Raw genomic sequence first — 15,951 nt, 5'->3', positions numbered from 1 at the left:
TTACGACATCATGCTGCCCAGGTCGAAACCGGGAATGTTGGGCAACAGCCCTTCGGTGGCTTTCTGAAGATGCGCCTTGATTTTGGGTTCTACGTTTTCGAGGGCCTTGTTGGTAGCGGCCACCACCAGGTCCTGCAACATTTCGCGGTCATCGGGCCGGACCAAATCCGGATCAATTTCCAGCCGAACAACCTGTTTCAGGCCGTTGACGGTCACCCGGACCATGCCAGCGCCCGATTCTCCCGATTCGGTAATGGTACTCAGACTCCCCTGGGCTTCTTTCATCCGGGCCTGAAATTCCTTTACCTTACCAAACATATCCATCATGTTGAACATAGCGTATCAAAAAAGAAGTGAAACAAAAGAGATGAGAAAGACCAGTACGCTTACCATCGTTCAAACAAAGGTAGCAACGAATAGCGCACGGCCCGAACGTCGGTCCGCTTTTGTCGCCCGGCAGTGTTCCCGTGTCTATCGAATCAGTAACACCGAGCCGGTCTTTTCTGTTTTCTTGCCCTCCAGATTGACGACGTTGATGCGGTACGCGTAGGTTCCGGGCTGGGCGGGCTGCCCATTGATGGTACCATCCCAGCCTTCCCGGTTTTCGGTGCTGAAAACCACTTCGCCCCAGCGGTTGTAAACCGTCAATTGAAGGGATTGAAAATTGGTGCTGCCTTTTACTTCCAGCAGGTCATTCAACCCGTCGCCGTTGGGCGTGAAGGCGTCCGGAACAAAAAGCCGTTGCGCCTGGGGGAACAGATACGTATAGAAGTTGGAATAGCTGATGGCGCCGGATTTGGATACGGCTTTTACGCGAAAACGGGCTTCCAGCGCGTTCGGATCATCCTGAACGGGTTCGTAAGACGTGTTCAGGTCAACGGTAATTTCTTCCAGAACCGTTCCGTTGCCGTCCACCTTCTCGATAATATACCGGTCAATTACTTCATCGGCGAAAGGCGACTCCCCCGTCCAGTTTATGGTGGAAGCAGAACGGGAGTTCAGGTAAATCGTGCAAACGGTTTTGGAAGGCTCCGACGACCCGCCACAGGCATTCTGGTAAACCACCTGGTAGCAGTAGGATTGCTGATCGGGCTGCACACCGCCGTCCTGATGGATATTCCGATCGACCTCCATACTGGTCTGGGCGAACGCTCCACCCGGCTGATCCTGACGAAAAATAACCATTCGGTAACTCGGACTCTGGGACGTCGGAATGGGCGGTATACTCCGCAGATCGACGCGGTTGTCGCTGTTGACCGACACCTGAACCGTCGAAAAAGGCGGGGGCGGGGTTGACGAACCGGCCGTTATGCACAACTGATCGGACACGATCTCGACCGAACCGACCAGCGCCGTAATCTGATAACAATAGCTTTCGTTGCAGGTGATGCCGTCGGAATCGACCACGGACGTAGTTGTCAGACCGTTGAGCGTACGAAGTGTGGCATCGTTTTTTGTAACGGTATACTGCTGAAAATTGGCCGGATTGCCCGGCGCATTCCAGATCACCTCGTTTTCCTTTTCGCGCGCTTCTACTCGCAGCCCAATGCTGCACACTTCGTCGGATTCGAATTTTTCTCCGCAGGCATTCTGCGAAACAACTTTAAAACAGGTGGGATGGGCGGTTATATCGGTAGCCACCAGCGAACCGTTGCCAACGCGGGAGATCGGCCTGGCGATATACGCGCCGGATGCGTCCTTCTGGTACAAGGTAACGGATTGCTGGGCACCGGCTTGTACTTGCAGGGTAGCAGTGGTTCCGGTGGTTGTCAGTTTGGTAATAACCGGTTTGGTAAACTCGGTATCGAGAAGTGGCGTAACCTGCTGAAACGAACCACCTCCACAGTTGATACTTTGGTAGTTACCTGATACTTTAATTTGATAAGTAGCCTTATTCTGGTAGGTATGGATGGCGGTTATAGCCCCTGCACCAGTTTTCGAAACGGTTTCCACCGGACTGCCATCATTCCAGTCTATTTTAAAGTCGTCATATTGCTCAGTAACCGCATCACGGGGAATATCGACTACCACTTTCATATTGGCGCAACTGTAAGCCCGGAAATTCGGCGGAGTTGCATCGAGTACTTCAATTTCCTGACAAGCTACCGAACCGGTACTGACATTTCCGATTTGCAGAATTTTATATTTTCCGGGCTTGGTATAGACGTGCGTAATGTCTGCAACGCCAGCTTTGGCGGCAACGGGATCGCCCCCCTGGTAATCATATACATACAGAAACAGGTTGTCGGGACTGTTGGTTGTGTTTTTTACCGTAACCGTGAATGGCGCACACCCTTTCTGAGCCGATACACTAAAACTCCCTGCTGCGGCATTTGGTGGCCGATTGGCACACCAGTCATCCGCTAACACTACATGCGCCCAAGCCACATTTGTTTGAACAAGCGTGTTTAAACCCAAACTAATACACATGCTGGTCAGGAAAAACCGGACTTGCTGCCGGACTGCCCTTGATAAACCGGCTGACCACTTCCTGAAAACGCCCACGGGAGGTAAAGTTTTACGTAGCTATAACTCGTTTTTTGATAAAAACGTCCGAAACCCAAATTTAGCATATCGAACGTATCTTTGCGGAAGAATGTTCTTGAAGACGTGAGAGAAAAGACAAGAGACAAAAGAATTTAACGTATCAAACGTAAGCACGGCCACTGGTCTTTTATCTCACAGCTCTTGTCCAGTATCTCAAGTCATTACTCTTTATGATGAGCAATAATAATACCAATACCGGTATTCGTCTGGACCGCATCGAAGACGCGATTCAGGACATCCGCGACGGCAAAATCATTATCGTTGTCGATGATGAAGACCGGGAAAATGAGGGCGATATGATCTGCGCTGCGGAGAAAATCACGCCCGAAATGGTCAATTTCATGATCAAGGAAGGTCGGGGCCTCATGTGCGCTCCGCTTACCGACGCCCGCTGCCAGGAACTGGGGCTGGAAATGATGGTTGGCAACAACACCTCGGTTCATACCACGCCGTTTACGGTTTCGGTCGATCTGCTGGGCCACGGCTGTACCACGGGTATCTCGGCCAGCGACCGCGCCAAGACCATCCAGGCGCTGGTTAATCCGGAAACGAGCCCCGAAGATCTGGGTCGTCCGGGCCATATTTTTCCGCTGCGGGCTGTCGACGGCGGTGTTATTCGCCGGGCTGGTCATACCGAAGCGGCCGTTGATTTTGCGAAACTGGCGGGTCTGCAACCCGTCGGTGTCCTGATCGAAATTCTGAGCGAAGACGGCACGATGGCGCGGCTGCCGCAACTGCGCGAAATGGCCGACAAATTCGGGATGAAGCTCGTCAGTATTCAGGATTTGATTGAATACCGTCTGCGGCAGGAAAGCCTGATCCGGCGCGAAATCGGCGTTCAGATGCCGACGGAATACGGCGACTTTGAATTAATTGCCTACAAGCAGATCAATACCGACGATACGCACCTGGCCCTGATCAAAGGTACGTGGGACAAAAACGAACCCGTGCTGGTGCGCGTCCACTCGTCCTGCGTAACGGGCGATATTTTCGGCTCGTGCCGCTGCGACTGCGGGGAACAGCTTCATGCGGCTATGAAAATGGTGGAGCAGGAGGGCAAAGGCGTGATTCTTTATATGTTCCAGGAAGGCCGGGGCATCGGGCTGATCAATAAACTGAAAGCCTACAAATTGCAGGAAATGGGCCGCGATACCGTCGAAGCCAATCTGGAACTCGGTCTGCCGATGGACGCCCGGGATTACGGCGTCGGTGCGCAGATTCTGCGGGATCTGGGTATTACCAAACTCCGCCTGATTTCCAACAATCCCAAAAAACGGGCGGGGCTGATGGGCTACGGCCTGGAAATTGTCGAAACCGTTCCGATTGACATCCATCCCAATCCGCACAACGAAGTGTACCTGCGCACCAAGCGGGATAAAATGGGACACATTCTCAAGCACTTTACCGATCAGGTTGGTTAAACCATCCTGCCCTACTACAAGCCCGTCCGTCAGGTCGGGCTTTTTTTTTGCACTTTTTTGCCAGACACGCAACCTTTTTTGCCGCTTCTCCGTACTGGCAACGAATCGATTCAACAGGACGCGTTCGTAATTCTAACCTTTTTTTCTATCTATTCGCTATGAACACGAAGAGGATTGCGACTCCCGTAGTCGCCCTGTTGCTTATTGTTTCCTGTCTGACCCAATCCTGCGACAAGGATTCAGACGATACGCCTACGCCCCCCGACCCGGCTATCAACCTCACCAACACCTCACTCGGAAACGTGATGACGGACGAAACAGGTCGGACGCTCTATTTCTTTTCCAACGATTACGACAGCACGGGAGCCTCCACCTGCACCGGTAACTGTCTGACGAACTGGCCCGTTTTTTACCGCGAAAATCCGAAACTGGCCGCTGGCCTGAACGCTTCCGATTTCGGAACCATTACCCGCGCCGATGGCAACAAACAGAGTACCTATAAAGGCTGGCCGTTGTATTATTACAAAGACGATGTGGCGCAGGGCGACGTAAAAGGCGAAAACGTGGGAAACATGTGGTTTGTGGCCAAACCGAATTACTCCATCATGTTCGCCAATGCCCAGTTAGTAGGCCACAATGGCAAATCATACACGTCTGATTATAAGGAAGGAACCGGAAAAACGCTTTACTTTACCGACGGGCAGGGCCGAACGCTGTATGCCTTTGATCGCGACAAGAAAAATGTGAATAACTTTACCAAAGCCGACCTCAGCAACAACGCCGTCTGGCCGATGTTCGAAGAAACGCTGAAGGAAGTCCCGTCAACCGTCAACAAGGCGCTTTTTGGGACCATTACGGTGGCGGGTCGGCAGCAACTGACGTTTAAAGGCTGGCCGCTGTATTATTTTCAGCAGGACAATGGCAAACGCGGCCTCAACAAAGGCATCAGTTTTCCGCAGCCGGGCGTCTGGCCGATTGTGAACAACAGCACGCCGGAAGCGCCCACACCCTGAGTGGTTTACGGGCTTCGGTGAGCTGGTTCTCAGCAGTTCGATTTAGTAGTTCTACCAATCTATGTTTAGAATGAGAGCCGCTCACCGAATACCGTAACCTACTTTTTGCTGATTGACGCAACCTATCCGCGCCAATTCACGTATTGACGATTGAAACCCGACGTATGACCGTTCCCTCCCCTGATATCGCCGGACTGCTACAGGAATGCCAGAATGGCAACCGCCGAAGCCAGGAGCTGCTTTACCGGCAGTTCTATGGGTACGCGATGGGAATTTGTCTGCGTTATTCGCACAACCGGGACGAAGCCGTGGAGATTCTGAACGACGGCTTTATGAAAGTGTTCACCCGCTCGAACCTCTACCGGTCGGAAGTACCGTTTAAGCTCTGGTTGCGCCGGATCATGATCAATACCGCCCTTGATTATTACCGGCAAAACCTGAAACACCGTTACCACGAAGATATTGATCAGGCCAGTCAGTTACCCGGCGTTGATGCCAGCGCCCTCGACCAGCTGAGCCATGAGGAATTAATGGAAGTCGTGCAGCTTCTGACGCCCGCCTACCGAATGGTATTCAACCTGTACGCCATCGACGGCTACAGCCACGAAGAAATCGCCGGACAGTTGAATATTTCGGTAGGCACCTCCAAGTCGAATCTGGCCCGCGCCCGTGAACAATTGAAACAATTATTAATCCGTAGATACCATGGCGAGTTTGCAAGAACTTCCCGATGACGAACTGGACAAGCTCTTCCGGTCGTCAGCCGAGGAGTTTGAGCCGCCTTACAATCCAGACGACTGGAACAGCCTGCGCCGACGTCTCGACGATGACGACCGGCTGCGGTTCCTCGACCGGTTTATTTACTGGGGCCTGCCGCTGTTGCTGCTCCTGCTGACCACGACCTCTCTGCTCATGTCACCAGACGACGGTCCAGCGGTAGCGCGAACCGTTGCCAAACAATCGAAGACGGCTCTGGCCGAAGCAACCGCCCCAACAGCAAGGCCGCAGAATGATTCGCCAGACCGTTCCGTACCCACCGAAACAAAACGCTCTGAACCAACGGCTGCCGAAACAAACGCACCAACGGTTTTGAATGCAGAGTCTGGCCCGCCAGATGCTGTGAGCAAAGCCGCCACCCGCGAAAAACCGGCAGGAATCAAGGCTCCGGCGAACCGGCCAACACCGGAAACCGCGTCGGATGCGACAGCGCGGCTGGTAAAACCGACGAACCAGCCGGGTAATCAGCCGGACATTTCATCAGCAAACGAAAGGAGTGCGCCCGGCCCGGTGACCGGAAACCGTTTAGCCCGGTCAAAACCGCTGACCGGCCAAACCACCAACCGCACGGTTTCCGGTCAGCGGAGAGTGAAACCGGCCCGTCGGGCGTTGTTCACCACGAACGGCGAGACAAGACTGGCCCAAAACCGTCCGAACCGATCAGGGCTGAACACTTATGGACAAGCCGGTACGGAGAAAAACCGCGTTGAGGTACAGGGAAATTCGGGTACCGGCGGCACGAATACCGGAAATACGGCTTCGGAAACCCTACCGTTCGACTTATCGGGCAATCTGGCCTATATACCCGCCCGACCACACCAACAGCCGCCTTTACCCGCCCTGCCCGAACCGGATCTGGAGCCAATGCGGCCACCCGTTGTTCCCAGAATCGCACCGCCTGCGGTTCCGGTCATTGGCTACCCGGCCCTGTCGATTCGGGTAGTAGCCGCTCCGGATCTGAATTTTGTCGGAAAAAGTCACCGGGCTGCCCGGGACTTTCAGGCGGGTATTCTGGCTGAATACCGGTTTTTACGGCGATTTACCGTCCAGGGCGGCATTTTACGATCGGTCAAAACCTACCGGGCTGCGGCTTCCGACTATACCAAACCGGATCACTGGTACGGGCCGATGTACGAAAGCGTCGATGCGGTTTGTACCGTTCTGGACATTCCGGTTAATCTCCGGTTCGACTTTTTACTGAATGATCGCCGTCGATGGTTTATCAGTTCCGGTGTTTCGTCGTATATTATGCAGGAAGAAAAGTACAGATACAATTACCCCTATGGTGTCTACCCACAGCCAAGGTACAAGGAATGGAACGGCAAAACCGGTTTTCATGAATGGAGTCACCTGAATTTCTCGTTTGGGTACGAACGTAACTTCCGTTCGGAAGGCCCACTGCGCCGGCTTTCCTGGCAGGTTGAGCCTTTCCTGAAAAATCCCCGACGAACCACGCTGGGGTATGGCAAAATCCGGCTCCTGAGCACCGGCGTATTTTTCTCACTGCGTTACCGGCTTTGACCAACACTTTTCGGTGTAGGCCATCCGTTTAGCGTAAATAATGTAGGTACATTTATTCACAACCAACTTACTATTTTCTATGGAAACCAATCAACAGCAACCGATCAAACGAGGTGAATTTCTGCGGAGTCTAGGTTTGAGCAGTGCCGCCCTGATGGCATTCTACTGCATGGGAACGCTTACCTCCTGTTCCAAAGGATCAGATGATCCGGAGCCGGAGCCCACACCCGGCAACCTGGACGTAACGCTGGACCTGACCCAGCCCGATTTCAAAGCTCTGCAAACCCCCGGCGGCTATGCTTACCACGAAGACATTCTGATTGCACGGGTGAAAAACGGGAATTACGTGGCATTGTCGAAAGTTTGTACGCATCAGTCTTCGACCGTTTTCTACCGGCCCGCTACCGACGACATCTTTTGTGCAACCCACGGATCGGAATACACCACGGCGGGCGTCGTAAAGGTCCCGGCAGAATCCGGCCAGAAAAATCTGACCCAGTATAAAACCTCCGTCTCGGGTAACAACTTACGCATAACCGGTTAATCCATGAAATACCTTTCAATCGCTTTCGTACTCCTGCTTGGTTACCTGCCCCTGCGGGCGCAGGACACCACCCGCGTACAAACGACGGCTCCGGCTGATACCAGTATCAATGCTCCTTCCAACGCCGATGATCTGCTGGCTGAACTGGCCGACAGTTCGGCGGATGCTCAGGAGCTGCTGCCCAAAAAAATCCTTTTCACGCAGCGGGCTTTCTGGGGTCCCAAGGGCTTGCTGCGGGTGACCAATCTAGCCCCACTAACGCCCGAAGGCCGTGAAAAGGAGCTGAAGATTCGCCGGACAATGCTGGTCAGCCACCAGGTGCTGGGTTTTGCTACGGTGGCCGGTTTTGTGGTGCAGGGCATTCTGGGCTCCCGGCTGTACAACGCCAAGGGCCGGGATTACATCCGCATCAAGGAGCAGCACGCGACAACGGCGACGATCATCAACTATACGTACGGCGCCACGGCTTTGCTGTCGCTGACGGCCCCGCCCAAATTACCGACCAGCAGCACCCGACGCGGTTTCAGTTCCATTCAATTGCACAAGTACCTGGCGGTGGCACACCTGGCCGGGATGGTAGCCACCAATATTCTGGCACGCCGGGTCGATGAGAACGCCAACCTGAAACCGTACCACCGGGCGGCCGCCTTTACCACGTTCGCATCGTTTGCGGCTGCCATTGTAATCATCAAGTTTTAGTCATCAACCAAACGACACCTTCTTGCCATGAAGACGTTTTTAAACCCCCGGCTGACGGGCTGGCTATTGCTCGTCAGTGCAGGACTAATGGCTTTTCATCCGCCGAATTCGACACCCGAACTCGCCAAACGGAAGCTGATGGCCGATCGGACCAAATCGACGATTACCTACGCGATGAGCCACCCCATGCACAGTTTTGAGGGTGTCAGCCGCGATGTGGCCTGCGTGATGGTGGTCGACGACGCCAACAAGATTGAAAGTGTAGCCGCAGCCGCCAAACTTTCGAGCTTCGATAGCGACAACACCAACCGCGACTCACACGCGCTGGAAACGATGGAGGCCCTGAAATACCCGAAAGTCACCTTCACCAGCAACGATATTCAGCAGGACGGCAATAATCTGACGATTAAAGGCAACCTGACGTTCCACGGTGTTACCAAACCTGTTGTTATTCAGGCCAACCGGCAGGACGGCAATGCACAGATCACCGTCAAGGGAGATTTTGACATCAAACTATCCGACTACAAAATTGAACGACCGTCGCTGATGATGGTACCGGTGGAGGAGACGGTGAAATTGAAGATTCATATGGTTTTCAAGGATACCGCTTCCTGAAAACCGTTGTTCACGGGAGTGTTCCGCCAGCGTGCGCTTCCGTGAACTTACAAACCGTGGTGGTACAGCAGAAATAGAAAGACGTACACCCAGAGTACGTCAACAAAATGCCAGTACAGCGTAAAGAGTGTAATTTTCAGCCGGTTCGGCGGATTGACGCTGTACACAAATGACTCCACGTACGAAATCCGGCGTATCGCTTCCATAAAAGCCACGCCCAGAAAAAACAACCCCAGCAGAATATGCAGCAAATGAAGGCCGGACAGCAGAAACAGAAAACTGCTCGACGGGTTGGTCTGCATATAAAAGCCCTTCAGCATCAACTCCCGCCAGCCCAGCACCTGTAAAATAACAAACAGTGTCCCCAGAAAAAGAGTCGTGCCCAGATAAAGCCGGTATTGCGTAAACCGGTCGTGCCGAAAAGCCGCGTTGGCAATGTGCAGTGTCAGGCTGCTGGCCAGGATAACACCGGTGCTGGCCAGAAATACCGTCGGCATCGGAACATTCCGCCAGTCGGCCCCTATTTTCCGCACGACATAGGCAATCAGCAGAATGGTAAAAATAAGCCCGCTCCCGGCCATACATAGCCAGAGCATGAAGCGTTTTGGCTCCCGACGACGCGTCATAAAGTTGTTTTTTCGACGGGTTTCCATCAGGTGGTGCAACCAGCAGTTTTTAGAGTATGTTTGCCAAACGTCAGCCAGTCAAAAATGGTTTGACCGGATAAACGCCGGTAAGAAAAAACAGCATTCGTACGGCCCGTAATGTGTAAACGGACCAGCATCAGCAGCCTGCCGCCTGTCTACCGGCCGCTCATTCGTGCGCTTCCAACAAGATATTAAATTCTCCCGGTAAATCCCGACCTAATAGAATATTCTGCCGGGCACCAAAATGGGAACGATTTAGGCTGCCAAACCGGATACGAATATAAAACTAGTTCTGGTTTTGCGACCCAATTTTTGTTGGCTATCTTTCCAAACGATCAAGATTCTTTGATTCCTTGTTGTTTCTGGCCGAGGTGCCTTCCTTTTCACTAACTCTTCTTTTCTATGCTCAACTCCTCTACTTCACGTTTTTGTGTGGTATTGATGCTTGCTATGTGCCTGTCGCTGATAGGATTCGGGCAAGTTGGCGTCAATATGGAAGACAAAGACTACATTAACGCTGTTGATCCTAAACCTAATCCAGCGGTTACATTTAAAGCCGCGACCAGCCTTGTTTTTGATAACGCAGGCAACCTCTACATTGCCTGCCGCTACGGTCTGGTTTACCGCATCAAACGAGGTGAAACCAAGGCAACGGTCATTCTGGATATTCAGGAAGAAGTAGCGGGTTACGGCGACCACGGTTTGCTGGGCCTCACCCTGGACCGCGACTTTCTGTCCAACAACCGGTTTTACGTATACTACATAGTCGATATGTACTACTACGAGAATTTCGGTCAGCCGGGTTACGATAAGAACAAATCGACCGAAGATGTGCCGACCATCGGACGACTGACGCGGTATACCGCCAATCCGGCCAACGAATACAAAGTGGACCCCGCCAGCCGCAAAATCCTGATCGGCGAAACCCTCTCGACCGGTATTCCCATCGTAACCCTCTCACACGGAGGGGGCGGGCTGGCCACCGGCGCCGACGGCAGCATTCTGCTGGGTACGGGCGATGCGTCCAGCTTTATTGAAGTCGATGTAGGCTGTAACAATAACATGACCTGGGCCCAGCAGGCCATTGACAAAGGAATTCTTAAATCCATCCCCGGCGAATCGTTCAATAGCTGCGGTACCTACAGCCCCAGCCGGATTACGGAAAACATTGGCGCCTACAAAGCCCAGGCTCTTTTTTCGCTTTGCGGCAAAGTTCTTCGGATCAATCCGGAAAACGGCGACGGTTATCCCTCCAACCCGTTCTACCTGGGCAGCGGCTCGAACCTGAGAGAAGCCCAAAACCGTATTTATGCGGTGGGACTCCGGCAGGCGTTCCGGCTTTCGGTACGGCCTAATACCGGCGATGCCAATCCGGCCAACGGAAATCCGGGCGTTCTGTACGTGGGCGATGTGGGTTTTTCGTACTGGGAAGAACTCGACGTGGTATCGGCTCCGGGTCAGAACTTTGGCTGGCCCTATTATGAAGGCCACGAAAGAGGTCGGGAAGGTTACTGGAGAACCCGGGCCTTTGAACCGGCCAACCCAATCAAACCCCGGATTCAATACCGCGAAAACCGCAACACGCAGATTATTCAGGGAAATTCGGTGGTCAGTTCGGACAAACGGCCGCTGGAAGGCAACTGCATCGTTGGCGGAGCCTGGCATGGCGGGGGCGGTAATTACCCGAAAGAATTTCAGGACACCTACTACTTTGCCGACTACGGCAGCGGCTGGATTGCCGGAGCCAAATTTGGCCACGACCAGAATCCCGAGTCAAACAGCCTCTTCAAAATGGCCACGAAACTAACCGTTACCGAAGGCTCCGACCGGATTGTGGGCATGGCGTTCAACCCCTACGACCGGAACATTTACTACGTGACGCTGGGAGAAAAATCGCTGGTTCGGCAACTGGCCTTTACAACCAACCAACCCCCAACGGCCGTTATCTCGAAAGATAAAGAATACGGCAACAGCCCCGTCACGGTCAACTTTTCGGCCAGGGACTCATACGATCCGGAGGGAAGCCCCCTGACGTACGAATGGACGTTCGGCGACGGCAGTTCTGTAGACCGAACCCAGACCCCGCCCGCCAAAACGTTTACGGCTAACGGTCCGCGAACCTTCACCGTGAGCCTGAAGGTCACTGATGCGCAGGGAAAAAGCCATACCGTGCAGACGCCCATTTCAATCAATAATACGCCCCCAACCATTCAATCCACCAGTGTAGACGGCTACAATCAGGTTTCGCTGCCGCAGACGATCAACCTGGATGCTTCGGCAACGGACGCCCAAACGCCCGGTGATCAATTGAAATACCAGTGGACGGTTTATTTGTATCACAATGACCACCGGCACGCCATCTCGATCATCAACGGCCGCACCGGCACGGTAAACCTGACCGAAGGAACCTGCGACGGCGAAGCGAGTTACTGGTACGGTATGGTACTGGATGTTACCGACGGCAATGGTCTGACCACCACCTACACCAAATACATTTACCTGAGTTGCGGAGGAGAGCAGCAAACCATCGCGTTTGAACCGATTCCGGACAAATCGCCCACGGCACCGGCCTTCCGCCCGGCGGTTTCGGCTTCGTCGGGTTTGCAGGTTACGTTGTTTTCAGTCGATGGCCCGGCGACGATTGAAAACGGTCAGGTGAAACTGACGGGCGGTATGGGCCGGGTCACCATCCGGGCTACGCAGCACGGAAACGGCCAGTACAGGTACGCCCAGCCGGTCGAACGGTCGTTCATGGTCACCAACACCGTACCGAGTACGCCGGATACGCAGGCTCCCACCGTCCCCACAGGCTTGACGGTTTCTAACATAACCCCCACATCCCTGCAACTGAGCTGGAATGCTTCTTCCGACAACGTTGGGGTAGCGGGTTACGATGTGTATCAGGGCGGCACCAAAATCAACCCAACCCTCGTCAACGGAACCACCTTTGCCGTTGCGGGTCTGACGCCCAACACCGCGTATTCCTTTGTTGTTGCGGCCCGGGATGCCGCTCTGAATACCTCCGGCAACAGCAACACGGTTACGGCCAAAACGCTGGAAGCTCCGGCGGGTAATCAGGCTCCCGTCGCACCAACGATTTCGGCCCTGTCAGCTACGGTTAACACGGCTTATACGTCGGCTCAACTTCCGGCTTTTACCGATAGCGACCCGCTAACATACACGCTGACGGGCTTGCCATCAGGGCTGAGCTTCAACGCCAGCACCCGCGTGATTTCAGGCACCCCCACGCAGCAGGGCACCTTTACGCTGGTGTATGCCGCTTTCGATGGTCAACTGAGAACTGACCTCTCGATAACGCTAACCATCGCAACGGGGGGCGGCCCGGTCGTAACTGGCAACTTTGAAGGCTATCTGGACGTGGTCAACTGCGGCTTAATTTCGGGCTGGGTGTGGGATCGCGACAAACCCAATACGCCCATTACCGTCGAATTTTTAGCCGCTACCGGCCCCAATCCCACACTCGCATCCGCCACCGTATTCGGAACTTTACCGGCTGACGTTTTCCGGCAGGATCTGCAAAATGCGGGGAAAGGCAACGGCGCCCATGGCTATACGCTCCCTGTACCCGAAAGCATCAAAACCAGTCAGGAACAAACCATCTGGGGGCGCGTCGTCGGCTCGACGTACCTTCTAAGCTGGTCGCCCAAGAAGTTAACGTGCGAAGGTACCGGCACACCCCCGGTCAATCAGCCACCGGTCCCACCGTCGGTTTCTTCGTTGTCGGCTTCGGTCAATACGGGTTTTACCTCCGCTCCCCTGACGGCCTTTACCGATCCGGAGAACACCGCCTTAACGTATTCGCTGACGGGTTTGCCAACGGGTTTGTCGTTTAATCCCAGCACGCGCGTCATCAGTGGAACTCCCACGGTTACGGGTACCTTTAGTCTGACCTACGCGGCCACCGATCAACCGGGTGCCAGGAGTACCGTGATCTTTCCGTTGATTGTCAACCCGGTTAACACCCCAGTCAACCAGCCGCCGGTAGCGCCCGTACTTGCGCCCTTATCAGCTACGGTGAATGTGGGCTTCACCGCCAGCTTACCAGTCTTTACCGATGCCGAGAATGATGCCCTGACCTACACACTGACGGGCTTGCCAACCGGTCTGTCGTTTAACGCCAGTACGCGCGTCATATCGGGTATGCCCACAGCCAGCGGCACATTTACGCTGACGTATGCGGCCACCGATGGCAAGAGCAACCCCGTCAATGCCAGCTTCAATCTGGTGGTAGCCCCGGGCGGTGGTAACCCGGTCATAACCGGCAACTTTGAAGGCTATCTGGACGGAGTTAACTGCAACACCCTTTCGGGCTGGGTATGGGATCGCGACAAGCCTAATACGCCCATTACCATCGAATTTCTGGATGGCGCGACCCTGGAAACAGCCGTTCCGATGGGTTCCGTGGTGGCCGATATTTTCCGGCAGGATCTGCAAAACGCGGGCAAGGGCAACGGCGCCCACGGCTACAGCTATTTCACGCCCGAAAGCATCAAGAATAATCAGGAACACACGATCTGGGCGCGCGTCCAGGGATCAACCTATCTGTTGAAATGGTCGCCCAAAAAGCTGACGTGCGAAGGTACCGGCACCCCACCGGTCAATCAGCCACCCGTTGCGCCCACGATTTCGGCTTTGTCGGCCACCGTCAATGTGGCTTACACCTCAGCGGCTTTGCCGGTTTTTACCGATCCAGACAACGATGCGCTGACTTACTCACTGACGGGTTTGCCCGCCGGTCTGTCCTTCAACACCAATACGCGGGTGATCTCAGGAACGCCAACGGCTTCGGGCATCTTCCTGCTGGTGTATTCCGCCCATGACGGGAAGGCCAAAACCGATGTAAACGTTACACTCAACGTGGCAACGGGTGGTCTGGCCCCCGCCGGAAACTTCGACGGGTATCTGACTCAGGAAGCCAGTTGCAGCACACTCTCGGGCTGGGCTTTTGATCGTACGAGTGTAAACCGGGCCGTTACGATCGAATTTTTCGATGGACCTTCTATCAACGCAGGTACTCCGCTGGGCTTGGTTCTGGCCAATAGCTTCCGGCAACATCTGAAAGACGCGGGCAAAGGCAACGGCGAACACTGGTTTGATTTCCCCATTCCCGAAAGCATCAAAAATGGACAAAATCATACGATCTGGGCGCGCGTTCAGGGATCGGAGTTTATTCTGAAATGGGCCCCCAAAACCATCAATTGCGCCGGAACCGGAACGCCCCCGCCAACCGGCAATGCGGCCCCGGTCGCTCCGGCCAGTATTGCGCCCTTATCAGCCACAGCGAATGTGGGCTTTACAGCCAGCGCCTTACCAGCTTTTACCGATGCCGAGAACGACGCCCTGACCTACACGCTGACGGGTTTGCCCGCCGGTTTATCGTTTAACGCCAGCACCCGCGTGATTTCGGGCACGCCAGCTACTTCGGGTATCTTTACGCTGACCTACGCGGCCAAGGATGCCAGCCACGCTCCCGTCCATACGACCCTGACCCTGACGGTCAGCAACGGCACAACCACGCCACCTCCCACCAGCGGTGGTAGCGGTCCGGGCAATTATGAAGGTTACCTTGATGTGGTCGACTGCGGCAGCATTCAGGGCTGGATCTGGGATCGTGACCGGCCCAATACGCCGATTACCGTCGAATTTGTCGATGGCACTACGGTAATTGGCCGCATTGATGCCACTATTTTCCGGCAGGATCTGCAAAATGCGGGGAAAGGAAACGGTGTACACGGCTATGCCTTCGAGGTACCTGCTTCGTTGAAAGACGGTCGGCCCCACTCAATCAGTGGCCGCGTGCCGGGTAGTACGTACACCTTAAAATGGTCGCCTAAAACCCTGACCTGCCCCAGCGGCAGTCGGCAGGGCACGGGCGAACGTGCCGAGGTCAGCCTGGAACTGAGCGTTAGTCCGAACCCAAGCCGGGGCCAGGTCGAAATTAAATACCGGGCCAGAGCCGGGCAGCGGGCCGATTTGCAGGTAATCGATATGACCGGCCGTTCCATCTGGCAGAAAGCCACGACCGGTACGGGCCAGGTGGAACGCGAGAGCGTAGATTTAAGCGGAGCCGGTTCTACGGTATACGTGATTCAATTGCAGACCGCTCAGCAGATCGTCACCAGACGCCTACTGCTGAACCGCTGATC

Annotated in this window: 11 protein-coding genes; 8 read left to right on the top strand and 3 right to left on the bottom strand. The window is 54.4% G+C overall.

All coding sequences use genetic code 11. From position 1 onward, the window contains the following. Together LX87_RS00910 and LX87_RS00905 are read right to left on the bottom strand one after the other, a co-directional pair. Positions 1–336 carry a YbaB/EbfC family nucleoid-associated protein gene (locus tag LX87_RS00910; RefSeq protein WP_111626297.1) on the bottom strand — a complete coding sequence of 112 codons (336 nt, stop codon included), beginning with the start codon at positions 334–336 and terminating at the stop codon, positions 1–3. A 135-nt stretch (positions 337–471) separates the two neighbouring features. Next, positions 472–2,388, bottom strand: coding sequence for a T9SS type B sorting domain-containing protein (locus LX87_RS00905; RefSeq protein ID WP_170139286.1), 1,917 nt, complete (start codon positions 2,386–2,388; stop codon positions 472–474). Between the two features lie 332 nt (positions 2,389–2,720). On the opposite strand from LX87_RS00905, the gene LX87_RS00900 reads away from it, so the two are divergent. The 7 genes from LX87_RS00900 (at position 2,721) to LX87_RS00870 (ending at position 9,137) form a co-directional block, all read left to right on the top strand. Beyond that, positions 2,721–3,968, top strand: coding sequence for a bifunctional 3,4-dihydroxy-2-butanone-4-phosphate synthase/GTP cyclohydrolase II (locus tag LX87_RS00900; protein ID WP_111626295.1), 1,248 nt, complete (start codon positions 2,721–2,723; stop codon positions 3,966–3,968). A 158-nt stretch (positions 3,969–4,126) separates the two neighbouring features. Continuing rightward, positions 4,127–4,981, top strand: a complete 855-nt coding sequence (locus tag LX87_RS00895; protein ID WP_111626294.1) for a hypothetical protein — start codon at positions 4,127–4,129, stop codon at positions 4,979–4,981. Between the two features lie 164 nt (positions 4,982–5,145). After that, entirely contained in the window at positions 5,146–5,715 is a 570-nt protein-coding gene (locus LX87_RS00890; RefSeq protein ID WP_111626293.1) for an RNA polymerase sigma factor, read from the top strand. After that, positions 5,687–7,279 (top strand): porin family protein, encoded by a 1,593-nt coding sequence (locus LX87_RS00885; protein ID WP_111626292.1) that lies wholly within the window; start codon positions 5,687–5,689, stop codon positions 7,277–7,279. The genes LX87_RS00890 and LX87_RS00885 overlap by 29 nt, the downstream gene beginning before the upstream one ends. 79 nt (positions 7,280–7,358) lie before the next feature. Further along, positions 7,359–7,823: a QcrA and Rieske domain-containing protein gene (locus LX87_RS00880; protein WP_111626291.1), complete on the top strand. Its 465-nt coding sequence runs from the start codon at positions 7,359–7,361 to the stop codon at positions 7,821–7,823. Positions 7,824–7,826: 3 nt separating this feature from the next. Then, positions 7,827–8,522 carry a hypothetical protein gene (locus LX87_RS00875; protein WP_111626290.1) on the top strand — a complete coding sequence of 232 codons (696 nt, stop codon included), beginning with the start codon at positions 7,827–7,829 and terminating at the stop codon, positions 8,520–8,522. Positions 8,523–8,549: 27 nt separating this feature from the next. Next, a complete protein-coding gene (locus LX87_RS00870; RefSeq protein ID WP_229310504.1) occupies positions 8,550–9,137 on the top strand; it encodes a YceI family protein in 588 nt (195 codons plus the stop codon). Positions 9,138–9,184: 47 nt separating this feature from the next. On the opposite strand, the gene LX87_RS00865 is transcribed toward LX87_RS00870, so the two are convergent. Further along, positions 9,185–9,790, bottom strand: coding sequence for a cytochrome c oxidase subunit 3 (locus LX87_RS00865; RefSeq protein WP_229310503.1), 606 nt, complete (start codon positions 9,788–9,790; stop codon positions 9,185–9,187). Positions 9,791–10,186: 396 nt separating this feature from the next. Between LX87_RS00865 and LX87_RS00860 the strand changes: the two genes are divergently transcribed. Further along, a complete protein-coding gene (locus LX87_RS00860) occupies positions 10,187–15,949 on the top strand; it encodes a putative Ig domain-containing protein (RefSeq protein WP_111626289.1) in 5,763 nt (1,920 codons plus the stop codon). Positions 15,950–15,951: the final 2 nt, after the last annotated feature.

The sequence above is a fragment of the Larkinella arboricola genome (assembly GCF_003259745.1).
Taxonomy (GTDB): domain Bacteria; phylum Bacteroidota; class Bacteroidia; order Cytophagales; family Spirosomataceae; genus Larkinella; species Larkinella arboricola.
This window is presented reverse-complemented; position numbering and strand designations above follow the sequence as displayed.